This is a genomic window from Faecalibacter rhinopitheci, from assembly GCF_015234135.1.
Classification (GTDB): domain Bacteria; phylum Bacteroidota; class Bacteroidia; order Flavobacteriales; family Weeksellaceae; genus Empedobacter; species Empedobacter rhinopitheci.
In genome coordinates, this window is sequence record NZ_JADGIK010000001.1 from 456,390 (window position 1) to 473,356 (window position 16,967).

At 31.0% G+C, this 16,967-nt stretch carries 13 protein-coding genes; 5 read left to right on the forward strand and 8 right to left on the reverse strand.

All coding sequences use genetic code 11. The features are described 5' to 3' along the window. Window positions 1-14: 14 nt before the first annotated feature. Together IM532_RS02150 and IM532_RS02155 are read right to left on the reverse strand one after the other, a co-directional pair. Window positions 15-1,901 (reverse strand): S9 family peptidase, encoded by a 1,887-nt coding sequence (locus tag IM532_RS02150; protein ID WP_194181800.1) that lies wholly within the window; start codon window positions 1,899-1,901, stop codon window positions 15-17. A 126-nt stretch (window positions 1,902-2,027) separates the two neighbouring features. Then, window positions 2,028-2,834, reverse strand: coding sequence for a hypothetical protein (locus tag IM532_RS02155; RefSeq protein WP_194181922.1), 807 nt, complete (start codon window positions 2,832-2,834; stop codon window positions 2,028-2,030). A 295-nt stretch (window positions 2,835-3,129) separates the two neighbouring features. On the opposite strand from IM532_RS02155, the gene IM532_RS02160 reads away from it, so the two are divergent. The 3 genes from IM532_RS02160 (at window position 3,130) to can (ending at window position 5,726) form a co-directional block, all read left to right on the forward strand. Continuing rightward, window positions 3,130-3,417, forward strand: coding sequence for a hypothetical protein (locus tag IM532_RS02160; protein WP_194181801.1), 288 nt, complete (start codon window positions 3,130-3,132; stop codon window positions 3,415-3,417). 83 nt (window positions 3,418-3,500) lie between these two features. Next, the gene (locus tag IM532_RS02165; RefSeq protein WP_194181802.1) at window positions 3,501-5,045 is read left to right on the forward strand and encodes a SulP family inorganic anion transporter; all 1,545 of its coding nucleotides are present in this window, start codon (window positions 3,501-3,503) and stop codon (window positions 5,043-5,045) included. A gap of 42 nt (window positions 5,046-5,087) precedes the next feature. Further along, window positions 5,088-5,726, forward strand: a complete 639-nt coding sequence (gene can / locus IM532_RS02170; RefSeq protein ID WP_194181803.1) for a carbonate dehydratase — start codon at window positions 5,088-5,090, stop codon at window positions 5,724-5,726. A gap of 40 nt (window positions 5,727-5,766) precedes the next feature. Here the strand turns inward: can and IM532_RS02175 are convergent, their stop codons facing one another. After that, a complete protein-coding gene (locus tag IM532_RS02175) occupies window positions 5,767-6,183 on the reverse strand; it encodes a type I restriction enzyme HsdR N-terminal domain-containing protein (protein ID WP_228063632.1) in 417 nt (138 codons plus the stop codon). Window positions 6,184-6,234: 51 nt separating this feature from the next. On the opposite strand from IM532_RS02175, the gene holA reads away from it, so the two are divergent. Continuing rightward, on the forward strand, window positions 6,235-7,245 hold the full coding sequence (holA, locus tag IM532_RS02180) for a DNA polymerase III subunit delta (RefSeq protein ID WP_194181805.1): 1,011 nt from the start codon (window positions 6,235-6,237) through the stop codon (window positions 7,243-7,245). Window positions 7,246-7,338: 93 nt separating this feature from the next. Beyond that, entirely contained in the window at window positions 7,339-8,283 is a 945-nt protein-coding gene (gene trxB / locus IM532_RS02185; protein WP_194181806.1) for a thioredoxin-disulfide reductase, read from the forward strand. A 119-nt stretch (window positions 8,284-8,402) separates the two neighbouring features. Here trxB and IM532_RS02190 read toward each other — a convergent pair whose 3' ends face one another. From IM532_RS02190 to IM532_RS02210, 5 genes are all read right to left on the reverse strand, one after another. Next, window positions 8,403-9,836, reverse strand: a complete 1,434-nt coding sequence (locus tag IM532_RS02190) for a RagB/SusD family nutrient uptake outer membrane protein (RefSeq protein ID WP_194181807.1) — start codon at window positions 9,834-9,836, stop codon at window positions 8,403-8,405. Window positions 9,837-9,849: 13 nt separating this feature from the next. Then, on the reverse strand, window positions 9,850-12,879 hold the full coding sequence (locus IM532_RS02195) for a SusC/RagA family TonB-linked outer membrane protein (RefSeq protein ID WP_194181808.1): 3,030 nt from the start codon (window positions 12,877-12,879) through the stop codon (window positions 9,850-9,852). Window positions 12,880-13,327: 448 nt separating this feature from the next. Next, complete coding sequence (locus tag IM532_RS02200) at window positions 13,328-14,458, reverse strand: efflux RND transporter periplasmic adaptor subunit (protein ID WP_194181809.1); 1,131 nt, start codon at window positions 14,456-14,458, stop codon at window positions 13,328-13,330. A gap of 26 nt (window positions 14,459-14,484) precedes the next feature. Then, on the reverse strand, window positions 14,485-15,738 hold the full coding sequence (locus IM532_RS02205) for an ABC transporter permease (protein WP_194181810.1): 1,254 nt from the start codon (window positions 15,736-15,738) through the stop codon (window positions 14,485-14,487). Further along, window positions 15,738-16,967, reverse strand: a complete 1,230-nt coding sequence (locus tag IM532_RS02210) for an ABC transporter permease (RefSeq protein ID WP_194181811.1) — start codon at window positions 16,965-16,967, stop codon at window positions 15,738-15,740. Before IM532_RS02210 ends, IM532_RS02205 begins: the two co-directional genes overlap by 1 nt.

Genomic DNA, 16,967 nt, shown 5'->3' on the forward strand with positions numbered 1-16,967 from the left:
ATTTTTCTTAAAATCTATAAGGTTTCCTTTAACCATTTAAAAAACTCGGTATGCCAAATCACAGAATTTTGAGGTTTAACTACCCAATGATTTTCCTCAGGAAAATAGATCATTCTAGATTTTATACCTTTTAATTGTAATACCTGAAAAGCTTCTTGACCTTGCCCCATAGGTACACGATAATCTTTACCACCGACGTATATTAACATTGGTGTATTCCATTTATTTAATAAATCTGGATTACTTGGGTCAAATTGAGCATACGTTTTTTGGGCAGCTTTGTTATTTGTTTCCCAATATGCTCCACCAGCATCCCAATTTGTAAAGAAAATTTCCTCTGTAGTACCATACATGGATTTTAAATCAAATACACCATTATGAGAAATAAATGATTTGAAACGCCCTTCATGTATTCCTGCTAAATAGTATACTGAGTATCCACCGTAAGATGCACCAACTGCGCCTAAACGTGCATTATCTACATAGGGTTCCTTTGCAATATCATCTATCGCTGCAAGATAATCTTTCATTACCTGTCCTCCCCAATCTTTAGATATTGCTGCATTCCATTCAACTCCATGACCTGGCATTCCACGACGATTTGGCGCTATCACTATATAACCTTGTGCAGCCATTAATTGGAAATTCCAACGCATAGAATAAGTTTGTGTCAAAGCTGATTGAGGACCACCTTGACAGTATAATAACGTAGGATATTTTTTTGAAGGATCAAAATCTGGTGGATAGATAACCCATGCAAACATATCTTTTCCATCTGTCGTTTTTATGGTACGAGATTCAACTTTACTTTCTAAAATTGAGCTATACAACTCTTTATTTTCATTTGTTAACTGCGTTAATTTTCCATTTTTAAGATCTACTGTATAAATTTCTGCTGCATGGTTCATATCCGTTCTCGTCACAACAGCTTTATCACCTACAACACTATTTATACCAGCAATATCAAATTGACCTTTTGTAATTTGTTTGACAAGTCGTAATTTTTTGGTTTTAAAATTTACTTCAATCTCAAATAACTGAACAGTTCCACCAACAGGAGCGTTAAAATAAATTTTCTTTCCGTCTTCGCTCCATTTAAACTCGTTGACAGTTCCGTCCCAGTGTTTTGTAAGATTAATCTCTACCTCTCCACTACGTACGATAATATCATTTTTATCTGCTTCATAACCATCATTTTCCATAGATAAAAAAGCTAAATTACCTTGTACAGAAAAACTTGGTGAAGTATCGTAACCCATTTTACCTTCAGTAAGATTCTTAGTTTCTTTTGTTTGAATATCGTATTGATAAATATCTGTATTTGTACTTAATGCAAACTCTGTCTCAGCTTTTTTCTTTGAAACATACAAGAGTTTAGAACCATCGGGATTCCATACAAATTCTGAAACACTATAAGGTTCATCCTTAATTACATCAACTTTATCAGTTGGATTTTTAATATTTGTAACAAACAAATGATCAAAATTTCCATCTGTCCAAGTGTCCCAATGTCTGTAATTTAAGGAATTATATATTTGCACATTGGATTTATCCATCTCTGGGTAATAATCTTTTCCAAAAACGTCTTGTAATTTAACATTTTCGTTTTGAGCTTTATAATTATTATTTGGTGAGATTGACTTATCTGCTAAAAGATTTTTATAATCATTTACTTCAGAAGCTTTTCCACCGGCTAAAGATAAAATATAGGTTTTTGTCTGATCTTCTTGAGTTTTTACATTTGTAGAAGTAACTTTATATACCACATTTTTTTTATCTTTTGTAACTCCAATTGGAGATACTTTTTTTACTTGCCATAATAATTCTGGCGTCATTACTTTTTGTGCCATTGCTGTAGAGGACAATATGATACTTGCCACTAAAAAAGAGAATCTATTCATAATTTTCACCTAAATCTATACGTAAAAGTAGTTTTAAGTTTTAGAATTCCCAAGTAGAAACAAAAAAAGACCCTACTTTAGATCAATAAAGTAAGGTCTTGAAAAATATTTTTAAAAAATCTTATGTTAGAAATTTAATTTCTTTTTAGGTGTGAAAATTGGAATAATTGCTCCAAAAACTAAATTTTGTTGAGAATAAAAGAAATCTTGTTTCGCTTTATCCGATTTAGAAGGCGTAGTCATAATATCATTCATATCAATATAGCCACCTTTTAATTCAGCTTGTATAAAGAAGTAATCCCAAAAAGTAAAGTTTATTCCAACCATAGCACCAACACCATATCCTGATAGATGAAACTCATCATGACGGTCTTGTCCCATTAAAGTTGTATTGGTTTTAGGATATAATATACCTCCACCTATACCTTCAGTTAAATTTACATCAATTCCTTTTCCGTTTTTAGAAATAGGTAATCGTAATAAATTATCAAAACGTCTTACCTCAATATTTGCATAGTTTAAACCATCCGTGTGCTCAAATTGTAGAAATTCTTCCGTTAAATTCATTTTATGGTCACTATAATTTCCATCAAATTCAGAACCATTGTTGATATAACCATTCATATTAGCAATTTGATTTTGATCCATTACATATTTCATATGATCAATACCAAAAGATACATTCCAATTATCATGGAAGAAATATCCTAATCTAAAATTATATTGAGGAATTGTCATTTCGGTAGGATTAAAATACTTAATTCCAAAATCAGATTGACGATCATGAGCCACTACATTATCCAACGTAAAGTCGTAATTATCTCCTTTAAATTGAATATCAGATTTTGTATATTGTGCATGATTCCATCCCCAATAAACAAAAAACTTCCCTTTGTTTTCTTTCCCCTGTCCAAATGTTAGCACACCGAACATTGCAACTACTAACGCAATATATCTTTTCAAAATGTAAATTTTGTGCAAAAGTACTGCTTGTTTTATGATATTGCCATTGATTTAAGATAATTTTAATCATATTTAAATGATTTTTTAAGTATTTTAATTTCATTTACTTATATAAAACGCGATGACCTTAAATAATAAATTTTTCTTAAATTTCATTAAAATTTCTTTGTAATTACACCATTTCCACTATTTTTGCTCCGTTATGAAAATCAATATAGGTAAATATATCTCTAGCATTTTTTTCTCTCTAATATTAATCTTTTCGATGAATTTTAGAGGCTATGCTGGTTATGTAGATTATTTAACTAAAATTGAAACTAAGCAAAATACAATTGATGAAGAAACGAACAATTATTTTAGTTCGAGTTCATCAGAAGAAGAAAATCCTACTTCTAACTCTTTTGAAGTGATTGAAAAAATAGACTTTCAAAAAGTTTTTGATTTTTCTTTACTTTCTTCTTCATCTTCTACTCAACAAGAAGAGTATTATCATTTAGATCTTTTCTCTTTGTTGAAGATTAGCATTAAAACTCCTCCACCCGAACTTGTTTAATATTTTATAATCTATTTACATATTCCTATCAATAATTTGATCAGGAACGGTAATCTATATTTTAATATTAAACAAAATAATATATGAATCTTTTTAAAAACTGGAAAAAAGACATACCTGCGAGTATAGTTGTTTTTTTCGTTGCTCTACCCCTATGTCTTGGTGTAGCACTTGCTAGTGGTGCGCCTGTATTTTCTGGAATAATTGCCGGAATAATTGGAGGGATAGTAATTGGATTTCTGTCAAAATCCCCTATTGGTGTTTCTGGTCCCGCAGCTGGTTTAGTAGTAATTGTTTTAAATGCAATTACAGATCTTGGTGCATACGAATTGTTCTTAGTAGCAGTATTTTTAGCAGGAATATTCCAAATAATTTTAGGAATTTTAAAGGCTGGTGTTATTGGATATTATTTTCCATCATCAGTTATTAAAGGTATGCTATGTGCTATCGGTATATCTATTTTCCTTAAACAAATACCTTTAGCATTCGGTTATACAGATACATTTTCAATCACAGAATTTGATTTTAATAAAATTACACCTGGTGCTATTATTATTACTATAATAACTTTATCAATTTTAATAATTTGGGATAATTACTTAGGTAAAAAATCTAATTTCTTTAAATTATTACCAGGATCTCTAGTTGCTGTGCTAATTGGTATTTTATATCAAGTAACAATTGGGGATTCTAACCACGACGTTTTTTCTATTGACCATAATTTATTAGTTAAAGTTCCTGTACCAGAGTCTGTAACAGATTTTGTAGGACAATTCGTTCTACCTGATTTTATGAACGGTTTAACGAATCCTATGGTTTGGCAGGTTGCTATCACAATTGCAATTGTTGGTTCTCTAGAAACTTTACTATCTGTCGAAGCAACAGATAAATTAGATCCTATGAAGCGTCAAACTCCTACAAATAGAGAACTTATCGCTCAAGGTATGGGGAATTCTTTATCAGGACTTATTGGTGGATTACCAATTACCCAAGTAATTGTAAGGTCTTCTGCTAATGCAATGAGTGGTGGTACATCAAAATTATCTACAATTTTTCATGGAGTTTTATTATTTGCATCCGTAATTTCTATACCAGTATTTCTAAACTTAATTCCTAATGCAGTTTTAGCTTCTATTTTGCTAGTTATTGGTTACAAATTAGGTAATCCTAAACAATTTTTAGATATGAAAAAACTCGGCAAAGATCAATTAATACCATTTGCAGTTACTGTAATTGCGATTCTAGCAACCGATTTATTAAAAGGGATTATTATCGGATTAATAGTTGGTGTAGTTGTTTCTTTGATTAAATCTTACAATAATTCGCATGTAATGCTAGTGAAAGAAGGGAATATTTTCCATATGAATTTTGCAGAGGAAGTTACTTTCGTTAACCGTGGAGCAATTGTAAAAGAACTTGATGGATTAGAGCCTGGTGCATTCTTAGAATTAGACGTTCGTAAAACAAAAATTCTTGATTATGATATTATAGAATATTTAGACGAATTTAAAGTAAAAGCTAAAAATAATAATATCAACATTCGACTAATTTCTGAACGAGGAACTGTAGATAATCCAACTTCTTTTAGAGAATTTTTTGGTTACGTATTAGTTGCTGGAGCACATTAATGATATAAAAATAGAACAAACAACACTTTAAAATAAATTAAAATGACAAACGAATATTACAAAAAAATACTAGATAATAATAAGGCTTGGGTAGAATCTAAATTAAATTTAGATCCTGATTTTTTCAATAAATTAGCTGAAGGTCAGCAACCACCACTTTTATGGATTGGTTGTGCTGATAGCCGTGTTCCAGCAAATGAAATTATCGGAGCTCAACCTGGAGAAGTTTTTGTCCACCGTAATATTGCAAATATGGTATTACACTCTGACATGAACATGTTATCTGTATTAGACTATGCCGTAAATGTATTAAAGGTAAAAGATATAATTGTTTGTGGACATTACGGATGCGGTGGTGTGAAAACTGCAATGGGAAATGCATCAGTTGGATTAATTGACAATTGGTTACGTCACATTAAAGACTCATACCGTTTTAATAAAGCTGAATTAGATGCAATTGAAGATGAACACGAAAGATTTAATCGTTTTGTTGAAGTAAATGCGATGGAACAAGTATTAAACTTATCAAAAACTTCAATTGTACAAAATGCTTGGTCTAATGGACAAGAACTGTATGTACATGGTTGGGTTTATGGAGTTGGATCAGGTTTAGTAAATGATTTAAATGTAACTGTAAACTCTAATGACCAATTAGATAAAGTTTTCCGATTAGATATTTAACAACTCTTTATTAGATTTTATAAATGTTAAAAGCCACTTCCTAGGAAGTGGCTTTTGTATTTGATGGTAATTCTTTTAAAAACTGATAACGCTTATTTTCATAATCCATTTTACAATAATAATGACTAAGCCCATTCGAAACCATTAAAAAGTCACTACCTATAATTCCATTATAACGTGCTATTTGATCAAAGGTTTGCTGAGTAATTTTCACTGAAGGTCTTTTACACTCAACCATTATATATGGTTTTTCTTTTTTATAAACTACAATATCAGCTCTTTTTCTCATACCATTTTGGCGTATAGGAACTTCCAAAGCAATACTACTTAATGAATATTTTAAGGTCTGGTGCAAAAAAGCAATTGTATGTTGACGTACACATTCTTCTGGCGTATAAACCATCCAACTTTTTCTTATAAAACAAAAGATATATACCATATCTTGGGATTGTTTCATTCGAATTTGGTAATTTTCGGGAAAATTTAACTGAGTTAATTCTGTCATAGTATGAGTGCTGTAGAATCTTTAATCAAAGATATAAAAAACAAAAAATTTTCACCTATCTACTTTTTAGCTGGTGAGGAGCCCTTCTTCATCGACCAAATCACCGAAGTGTTAGAAGCAAACGTATTAACGGAAGAAGAAAAAGGCTTTAATCAAACTATTCTTTATGGACAAGATGTAGATATGAACCAAGTCATTGCTATTGCAAAACAATACCCTATGGGTTCCGATAAATCTTTTGTCTTGGTAAAAGAGGCACAACATCTTACAAGAACGATAGAAGATTTAGACAACTATGCCAATCAAGTCCAAGATTCTACCGTTTTAGTATTTAATTATAAAGGTAAAAAATTAGATAAAAGAACGAAGATTTATAAAACGTTAAATAGTAAAGGTTATTACCACGAGTTTAAAACACTGTATACAAATGAAATTCCGGCTTGGATTGAAGAAAAAGTTAAATTTAATAAACAAAATATTGACCAAAAAGCAAAGTTTCTTTTGGCAGAATATGTCGGGAACGATTTATCTCGATTGTATAATGAATTAGAAAAGCTTAAAACAATTGTTGGACCTCAACAAACGATAACTATAGATGAAATCGAAAGACATGTTGGGATCAGCAAAGAATATAATAACTTTGAATTGCGAAATGCAATTGAGAATAAAAATATTGAAAAGGCTTTTAAAATTATAAAATATTTTGAAAAGAACTCTAAAGATAATCCGATGGTTGTTACGATGACTATTATATTCTCTTTGTTTACCAATATTATCAATTATCATATTATAACAGATAAATCAAAAGCCAATGTTGCCAAAGAAATTGGTATTAATCCTTTCTTTGTACAAGATTTAGCCGTTGCAGCGAATAATTACCCTTTAAAAAAAGCAACACGAATTATCTCTCTTATTAGAGAATATGATTTAAAAGGAAAGGGTGTTAACTCTTCCGGAAATGTAACTTCAAGTGAATTGTTGATTGAATTAATTTATAAAATAATTCATCTATAATAAATCTTATATATAAACTTATATAAATAACATATTTAAGATTAAACAAAACAATAATATAAATTTTACATTTGTAAATTAAGAATAAAAAAAATGAACGAAAATATTTTAGATACAATTATCATTGGTTCAGGTCCTGCTGGTTATACAGCAGCAATCTATGCAGCTAGAGCTAATATGAATCCTTTAGTATTAACAGGTATGGAACCTGGAGGACAATTAACAACTACTACAGATGTAGAAAATTTCCCTGGATATCCAGAAGGAATAACTGGTCCAGAACTGATGGCAGATTTACAAAAACAAGCTGAACGTTTCGGAACTGTTATAAAATATGAATATGTAACTGAAGTTATTTTTGGAGAAAATAATGGTGACGTACATATCGTAAAAACAAATACTGCCGAATATCAAACAAAATCTGTAATTATCTCTACAGGTGCATCTGCTAAATATTTAGGATTAGAAGATGAGAAGAAATATGCAGGTAGCGGAGTTTCTGCTTGTGCTACGTGCGATGGATTCTTTTACCGTGGAAAAGATGTTGCTGTTGTGGGAGGTGGAGATACTGCTGCAGAAGAAGCTACTTACTTAGCTAAATTATGTAATAAAGTATATTTACTTGTTAGAAAAGACGAAATGAAAGCTTCTAAAGCTATGCAAGATCGTGTTGCGCATACAGCTAATTTAGAAGTCTTATATAATCATGAATTAATAGGCTTAGAAGGAAATAATGTCGTTGAAAAAGCTAATATTATCAATAATATTACGCAACAACAATCAGAATTAATTGTTGATGGAGTTTTTATAGCAATTGGACATAAGCCAAATACAGATTTATTTAAAGGTAAATTAGATATGGACGAAACTGGATATTTAATTACTAAAGGTAAAACTTATGCAACTAATCTTCCTGGAGTTTTTGCAGCTGGAGATGTACAAGATTCAATTTATCGCCAAGCTATTTCTGCAGCAGGTTCTGGTTGTGCAGCAGCATTAGATGCAGAACGATATGTTGCTGAATTTTTTGAAGCGTAATTAAACTTATAATAATTGTAAAAGCTCAACCAATTGGTTGAGCTTTTTTTTGAATATATTTTTTCAAAAAAAAGGAGCACTTATATGTAAGTACTCCTTTTATTATGTAAACATTTTTATTAATTATACCAACCAGGGTATTGAGTAATTAATTTATTTAAATTAAGTGATGAACTCGGAATTGGTAAAACAAATAACTTGCTATCAGCTGTTACTGGATTTGCATTTCCTCTAATATTAGTTACTTTATCAAAACCTAAATTATTACGTTTCAAGTCAAAGAATCTTAATCCTTCACCTGCAAATTCAATACGTTTTTCTGCTAAAACTGCTGTAAGAGCATCGCCTGTATATTCAGAACCTCCTCTCTCTGCAGCAAATTCATTCAATTCAGCTAAAACGGTAGCATCTTGACCTAATTTGGCCATTGCTTCCCATTTAATAAATTTAGCTTCAGTTAAACGGATTACTCTTACGTTTCCTGTGTGGCTATTATCGTCTATAACTTGCATGTATTTCATCAAATAATAACCCATTGGATCATCATTTGTAGCTGCATTTTCTTGAGTAAATAATACTTTTCTCGCATCATTTTCATTTACTAAATTAGCTAAACCTTCACGAAACATAAAGTAACCTTTTCTTCCATTTGGATCATAAAATGATCCTAAAGAACGGTTAACCCCTGGATTTGAAGTGATAGACATATTTATCTCAAATGCGGTTTCTGGTTGATCTTTTACTTCTGCAGAAGTTGTACCAGCAAAATAAGATTGAATTTGATCTTTTGTTAAAAGATTGCTTGATGCAACTAATGCTTCATCTGCATATTGTATAGCTTTTTCATAATCACCACTTCCACCACGAGTTAAGTAAGCTTTAGCTAAAGCTATTCTAGCTGCATTTGCATTTATGTATCCTTTATTATCAGTTACTTCATTAAATTCAGAAATTCCTTTTTCTAAATCAGAAATAATTTGAGCATACGTTTCAGAAACTGTTGCTCTTGGATAATAAGCATTAGGATCATAGTCCCCTGTATGAATTGGAATACCGTATTCTTGATTAATACCAGAAGTTGGATTTGCAGCATAAAAAGAGGCTAAATAATAAAACGCTAAACCTCTTGCAGCATATGCTTGCGCCACCATAGATTTTACTGCTTTAGTTTGCTCAATTTCTGTATTAATGATAATGTTAGCCATACCTACTGCATCATACAATTTATTGAATTGATTAAAATCTGTATTTGTATCAGATGCTGTCCAAGTTATTGCATTGGTAATCTTAAAGCGACCATCATTCTTATTAGAAATAAATGCATTATCAGAAATTAATTCTCCAAACATAATTATGTCTGCTCCTAATGCATCTGCAGATCCAAGTTCGCTATACATACCATTTAGTACATATTGCATTTGGCTTTCAGATTCGATGGTTTGATTGCCATCATATGTAATTGAATTAACGGCAGTTTGGTCTAATAAATCTTCACTACAAGAAGAGAAGCTAACCATAAATGCAGTAATAGCTAATATTGTAAGTTTTTTCATTTTTTAACAAATTTTAGAAATCAATAGAAATACCGGCAGAAATACTTTTCATGATTGGAGAAGTATAGTCATACGCACCTTTACCTTGCCATCCGAAAGAATAGCTATTAGAATTTGTTTCAGGATCGAATGTTAATTTTTTATCAAACGCCCATGTTGCTAAGTTTGTACCGCGAACATACACTGATAAGTTATCAATTCCTGATTTTTTCAACATATCTCCAAAACTATAGGCTAATTTAACTTCCTTTAAACGGATGTGATCTCCCTTACGTAAAAAACGAGTTGACATATTATTAGAACCAGAACCATTTCCATCTACTTGAATAGGTATAGAAGCATCTGTATTTTGTGGAGTCCAGCTGTCATATAAATTCTCACGGTAAGTATTTATATCATAATAAGCTCCATCATTGTAAACGAATTTAGAGAAATTATCAAATACAGAATATTCGAATTGACCCGAAATAAATACTGATAATGTTAAATTTCTGAAACTAAAATCATTTCTTAAACCAGCCATATATTTAGGGAATGGTGATTTGCCTTGGAAAAATTTAGACGCTTCGTTATAATTAGAAGTTGTTTCAGTTTTAGATTCATCTGTGTAGAATAATGGATTACCATTTGTTGGATCTACTCCAGCCCATCCTACCATATAGTATTCACCGAATAAACGACCAGATTGAATAGCCTTTTGTCCACCTTCTAAGTAAACGGCAGAGTTATCAATTAAATCTCCTACTTCAGATTTATTATATGCAAAGTTTCCAGCGATAGACCAATTAAATTCACCACGGAAAGGACGAATGGTAATTGTAGTTTCAATCCCTTTATTTACAATTTCACCTACATTTTTCATAATATGAGCAGGTGATGATGGGTTTTCTCCAGGGATTTGTACTGGGAAAATTGCGTCTTTTGTTTTCTTATTATATACATCAACCGAACCAGAAACTAATCCATTTAGAATACCGTAGTCTAATCCAATATTTAATTGTTGAGATGTTTCCCATTTTAAATCTGGATTTTCAGCTCTATCTAAAACTAAAGTTCCATCGTCTCCGTAGTTTCTTGTATTAGCTAATAAAGAATAACTATTATAGGTATTTGACCAAGAATCTGCATATGGTACATTTCCTATCTCACCATAGTTAGCACGTAATGTTAAATTATTGATTGCATCCACATTCAATAATTTATGTGCATTCCAAGATCCACCAACAGACCAAAATAATCCTGATTGATCATTTATACCTAAAGTAGAGTTAGAATCACGACGAATCTGTGCATTTAATGTATATGTATTGTCAAAAACGTAATTAGCACGACCAAAATATGATATTTGCGTCCATTTTATTTTATTTCCTGCAATACTTAATACTTGAGATGCATTATCCATATATGGACCACTTAAAATAAAATTTTGTTTTTCTTGCGCTCTTTGGATACCTACGTGTTCTTGATATTCCCAACCTGCATTAAAAACTAAATCATGACGATCACCTAATTTTTTATTATATGTAAATGTATTTACCCAGTTCCAGTCAGTATATTGGTTTTGAGATTCTCTTAAATATCCATTATAATCTGATCCATCTCCAAAATTAGGGTTTAAATATTCCGCTTCATCTAAATTCTGATATTGGATACCATATTGAGAGTTAAATGATAAATCTTTTGTAATTTGATAATCACCGTAGACAGAAGCTAAGAATGTATTTACTGTACCACCAATTTTATTTTCATTTAATAAACCTACAGGATTATAATCTCCATTCCCTAATAAATTTAGATTATAAGATCCATCTGGATTATAAACTGATAAAGTAGGAGCTACTGACCAACGTGTTTGCCAAGGATTAGAATACGCACCTGCATCCGAATATGTTTGATTTTTTACACGAGAATAATTAATATTAGTTCCTAACTTGAAACGGTCTGATGCTTTATGATCTACTGCTAATGATCCCGATAAACGGTCGAATTTAGACGTTTTAATCAATGGATCATTATCATAATATGAAAAACCAGCACGGAATGATGTATTATCTGAACCTCCTGTTGCAGAAAAACTATATGTTCTTACAGTAGAAACTTTACGTTGAATAGCATCTGTCCAGTTACCTTCTGTTTTTCCATCCCATCCAATATCTTCATTAAATTGATTTTGAGCAGACAAACGAGAAGCATATCCTCCTGTATTATAATAGATTAATCCTCCCCATTGTGAGTATTCATCGGCATTCATAAATTTCGCTTTATCATAAGCTATATCTTGTAAAGACATCTCTGATGATACATTGAATTTTGTTTTTTGGTTGAATTTACCACGTTTCGTTTTAACAACGATTACACCATTTGCACCACGAGCTCCATATAAAGCTGTAGAAGATGCATCTTTTAATACCGTAACGGATTCAATTTGATTTGGGTCGATAGAAGACAATGGGTTAAATGAAGTCATAACCCCTGCATTATCATCTCCTTTTCCTACAACTACTCCATCAATAACATATAATGGATTTGTTGTTCCTACGAAAGAACCTGCACCACGAATTGCAATAATATTTGCAGACCCTGGTTGTCCACCTCCAGTTGAAAAGTTAAGACCAGCTACACGACCATTTAAAACTTCGTCTACTGAAGCTACTGGAGTTTGTTCTAAATCACCTCTTTGAATAGTTTCAAAAGAACCGATTTTTTGAGTAGGATCTAATTTAATAGAACCTAAAATATTTACTGTAGCTAATTCTACAGTTTCATTTTGTTTATTTTCTGCATACTTTAAAGAACCTAAATTGTTAGATGTAACAACTATTTCTTTATTATTGATCACTAAAATATCACCTATCTGAGCATCAATATCAAAATTACCATCGATATCTGAATAGGTAACTTTATCTGTACCTTTTACCGTAATTTCAACATCAGATTCCGGGAACCCATCAGCATCATTTACCACCCCTGTGATTTGAGCAAAAGCTAAGGAACCTAATCCTAAAAAAGCTAATACACTCAAAGATGTTAATCTTCTCTTCATTTTGTTCAAAATTTTGTGGCTGTAAAATTGACAATAATGAATAAAATCTTAAAATTTTATTTATTTTTTTTTAAGCGCAAAAATTTTAAATAAGAAATAGGTAATTATATAAATATATTACAGATAGTTTATGTAATAAACCAAAAAAAGATGATTAAATTATTAATTAATATAATATTTTATTGATAAAAATTTAAAATTATAAAATGTTAAATTTTTATTTATAAAATTCTTAATTTCATTAAATTAAATAATATAAACAATAATAGTAGTAAATGTATATTTGTTTATTTTTATGTATAAATATACTATTCAGAATTATTCTAAGATAAAATATAACGATTTTACATTGAAATAGATGTAATGATATACATAAGGAAATGTATAATTATAAACTAATAAACGACAATAATTTCAATTTATTGTCGTTTATTAGTTTATAATTATTTTAATGTGGACCAGGCCCATTCGGTTTTTCTAAATCCGTATTCCAAATCTTAATTTTATCATCTTTGGTAATACCTTTTTTCACTTCAACATTGACTCCATCAGTGATTCCTAATGTTAAATACTTTTTCTCATAAACTGCATCCTGCCCGCTTCCAGATTTTAAAACATCAACATAAGGTTTTTGATTTTCATCGTATCTTATATGAGCAGATTTTACAAGTAATACATTTTGTACACCCGAAGTGATAACTTCTGCATTTGCAGAATAACCTGCACGAATAAAGTTTTGAGAATCTAGTTGTATTGGCGCTTTGATATCAAATTGTACCACGCCATTATTAGCTACACCTTGAGGAGAAATAAAATCTAAAATAGCAGTAAACGTCTTATTTGGAATCGCACCAATTGATACATTAATTTTCATTCCTTCTTTTAATTTTCCAACTTCAGATTCATCAACTTTCCCTTGGAAAATCATCTTAGTAATATCGGCCATAGTTGCAATAGTTGTTCCGGTAGAGAAATTATTGATTTCTTGTACCATATTTCCTACTTCTACAGGAATATCTAACACGACACCAGATGTAGTTGCTGTAATACGTGTTGTTGCGTAGGCTTCTAAGCCTGGAGCTACACCAGTTTGCGCAACTTTATAATCAGTCTGTGCTGCTCTCAGAGTTTGCTGAGCACTTTGATACATTGCTAAAGCGTTATCATAATCTGATTTTGGAATTACACCTTGCTTATAAAGTGTATTGGCACGATTGTAATCTTTTTGTTGAAGATTAACTTGAATTTCTGCCGAACGAATATTTTGCGCAGCTTGATTTAATGAAGCGACATTTGGTACAACTTTAATTTCTGCAATTAATTGACCTTTTTCCACATATTGACCTTCTGAAACATTAATTGATTTAATAACTCCAGAAATATTGGGTTTAATTTCAATAGTTTCTACAGGTTTTACCTCTCCAGTCGCTACTGCTTTCACTTCTAAATTACCCATAAATGGCTGAGTAATTTCGTAGACTTGATTATCTTGACTATTTTTTTTACCAAAATATCCTATTACACCTACTACAAGTGCAATAAATACTACGATTGCTACAATTTTTAGAACTTTTTTCATTCTATGTTAATTATATTTTCTTAAAACTATTCTTCTCTTAAAGCATCAATTGGCTTTATGGAAATAGCTCTCTGAGCAGGTATAAGTCCCGCTAAAGTCGCCATTACTACCATAATCATTAATGCTACAAATAACGTAAATAAATCTATTGAAGCATTATAAATTGGAATACTATCGTTTCCTGGGATTATAACTTCATTCAAAAACATTAATATTAATCCCGCACCTACTATTCCGGCAAGTCCAGCAATTAACGTTAAAACGACAGATTCTAATAAAATTTGACCTCTAATTTGAGCAGGTATTGCGCCTAAAGCTCTTCTTATCCCAAATTCTTTTGTTCGTTCAGAAACAGTAATTAATAAAATACTTGAAATTGCAATTACACCAGAAAATAAGGTCATTGCTCCCACAACTATTGCTAAAAATTGCATTCCTTTTACAAATTTCATTATTTTGCCTAACATCTCACCTAAATTAAAACCTCCCAAACCTTGATCATCATCAGGAGCTATATTTTTAATTCTTTTTAAATAAGATTTTAACTGTTTTTCAAATGACACGATATCATAATCATTGGGTAAACTCAGGGATAAATATTGAATTTTTTCACCCTGATTATATACTTTCTGGAAGGTTGTAAATGGAATATATATTTGATCTTTTGATTCTACCGGAGATGAGGGAGAATCATAAACTCCGACAATAGTATAATAACTATCTGCAATTCTAATCTTTTCACCGATAGGATTAGCTTTTTTGTTGAAATAATTTTCTACTACTTCTATACCAAGTACACAAACTTTTGATTCAGTTTTTATATCGTCTTCGTTAATAAATCTTCCTTTTATAATATCTTTTCCAAACATTCTATTTTGGTCAGGATAATCTCCATTTACTGTATAAAAATTATATTTAGATCCAAATGCAACAACAGAGTTTGGCATCATATTACGTGGAGCAATTAGTGAAATTTGAGGAAATTGCCCTTGAATTTGACGCACATCACTCATTTTTAATTCAATTGTTCGACCTTTTTGATATCCTTGAAATGGCATTGAGGTTTTACCTCCCCAAATAAATAATGAATTAGTCGCTGCATCTGCTAAGTTACGATCAAAACCATTTTGCATTCCTCTTGTTAATCCTAATAATAGGACAAAAAGAAACATACCCCACGCTACACCAATCATCGTAAGTATGGTGCGTAGTTTGTTTTTGCGAATAGCTGAATAAACTTCGCTCCAAGCATCTATATCAAATAAAAGTTTAATATTCATTATTCGTCTCTTAAGGCATCAATTGGTTTTATACGTGCAGCTCTTAAAGCTGGAATCATTCCGGAAACTGTTCCTGCTACAAAAAGAATTACAGTTGCTAAAATCAATGATTTAGATTCAACTCCAGGATTATATATAAAGTAATCTTCTAAACTATCGCCAATGTTTTCTACAACTAAAGTAGCTAAAAGAATGCCTATTGCACCAAAAATTAATGTAATTATAATTGCTTCCTGCATTATAAGTGAAAGTACACTCACCGGAGTAGCGCCTAGAGCTTTTCGAATTCCGATTTCTTTTGTTCTCTCTTTTACACTAAAAACCATAATATTACCAATACTTACAATACCTGCAATTAGGCTTCCTCCACCTATAATAAATACAACTACTGTAAGAATAAAGAAAAACTGATCGGTTTCTTCCATAGATTCTGCAGCGTTCCTTACTCTAACTCCACTAAAATCATCAGGTGATATACTGTATCTATTTTTTAAATTATAATCTATTGTACTAGAAAGCTTCTTAATATCATCTAACTTCAAATTGTCCTTTGGAGCAATGATAATTGATGAAACTTCATCTGTTGCATAAATCGTTTTAAAAGTGGTATAAGAAGCATATATAGAGCGCTCAGCATTATCTCCACCATCTGGACTTTCAAAAATCCCTACAATCTGATACACTCCTTTTCCAATCTGTAAATTCTGTCCAATTGGTATTTGTCCTGGGAAAAAATCTTGCGCAACTAACCGACCAATAACAATCGATTTGGTATGATTATCCATATCCTTTTTATTAATAAATCGGCCTATGGTTACATTTTCATTGATGATGTTTTCGTAGTCTGGATATACTCCTGTTACTGAATATGATCCTGAGTTGGCTCCATTACGAATTGTATCTGATTTAGATATAGTCGCAACTCCATATTTTATTTGTTCAGGAAATGAATTTAGAATAAAATTTAAGTCTTTTTCTTTCAATTTTATTTCTCGCCCTTTCTTAAAACCATTATAAGATTCTGAAGTTGTTCCTCCGGAAATTGTAATATTTAAAGAATTTGCATTATAAAATTGTTTTTGAAATCCATTTTGCAATCCGTTACCCAAACCAAATAAAGTTATAAAAACAAATAAGGCCAAAGCAATCGTTAAACCAGATAACGATGTTCGCAATTTATTACTTGAGATTGAGGCCCAAATTTCACTCCAACGATCAATATCAAACAT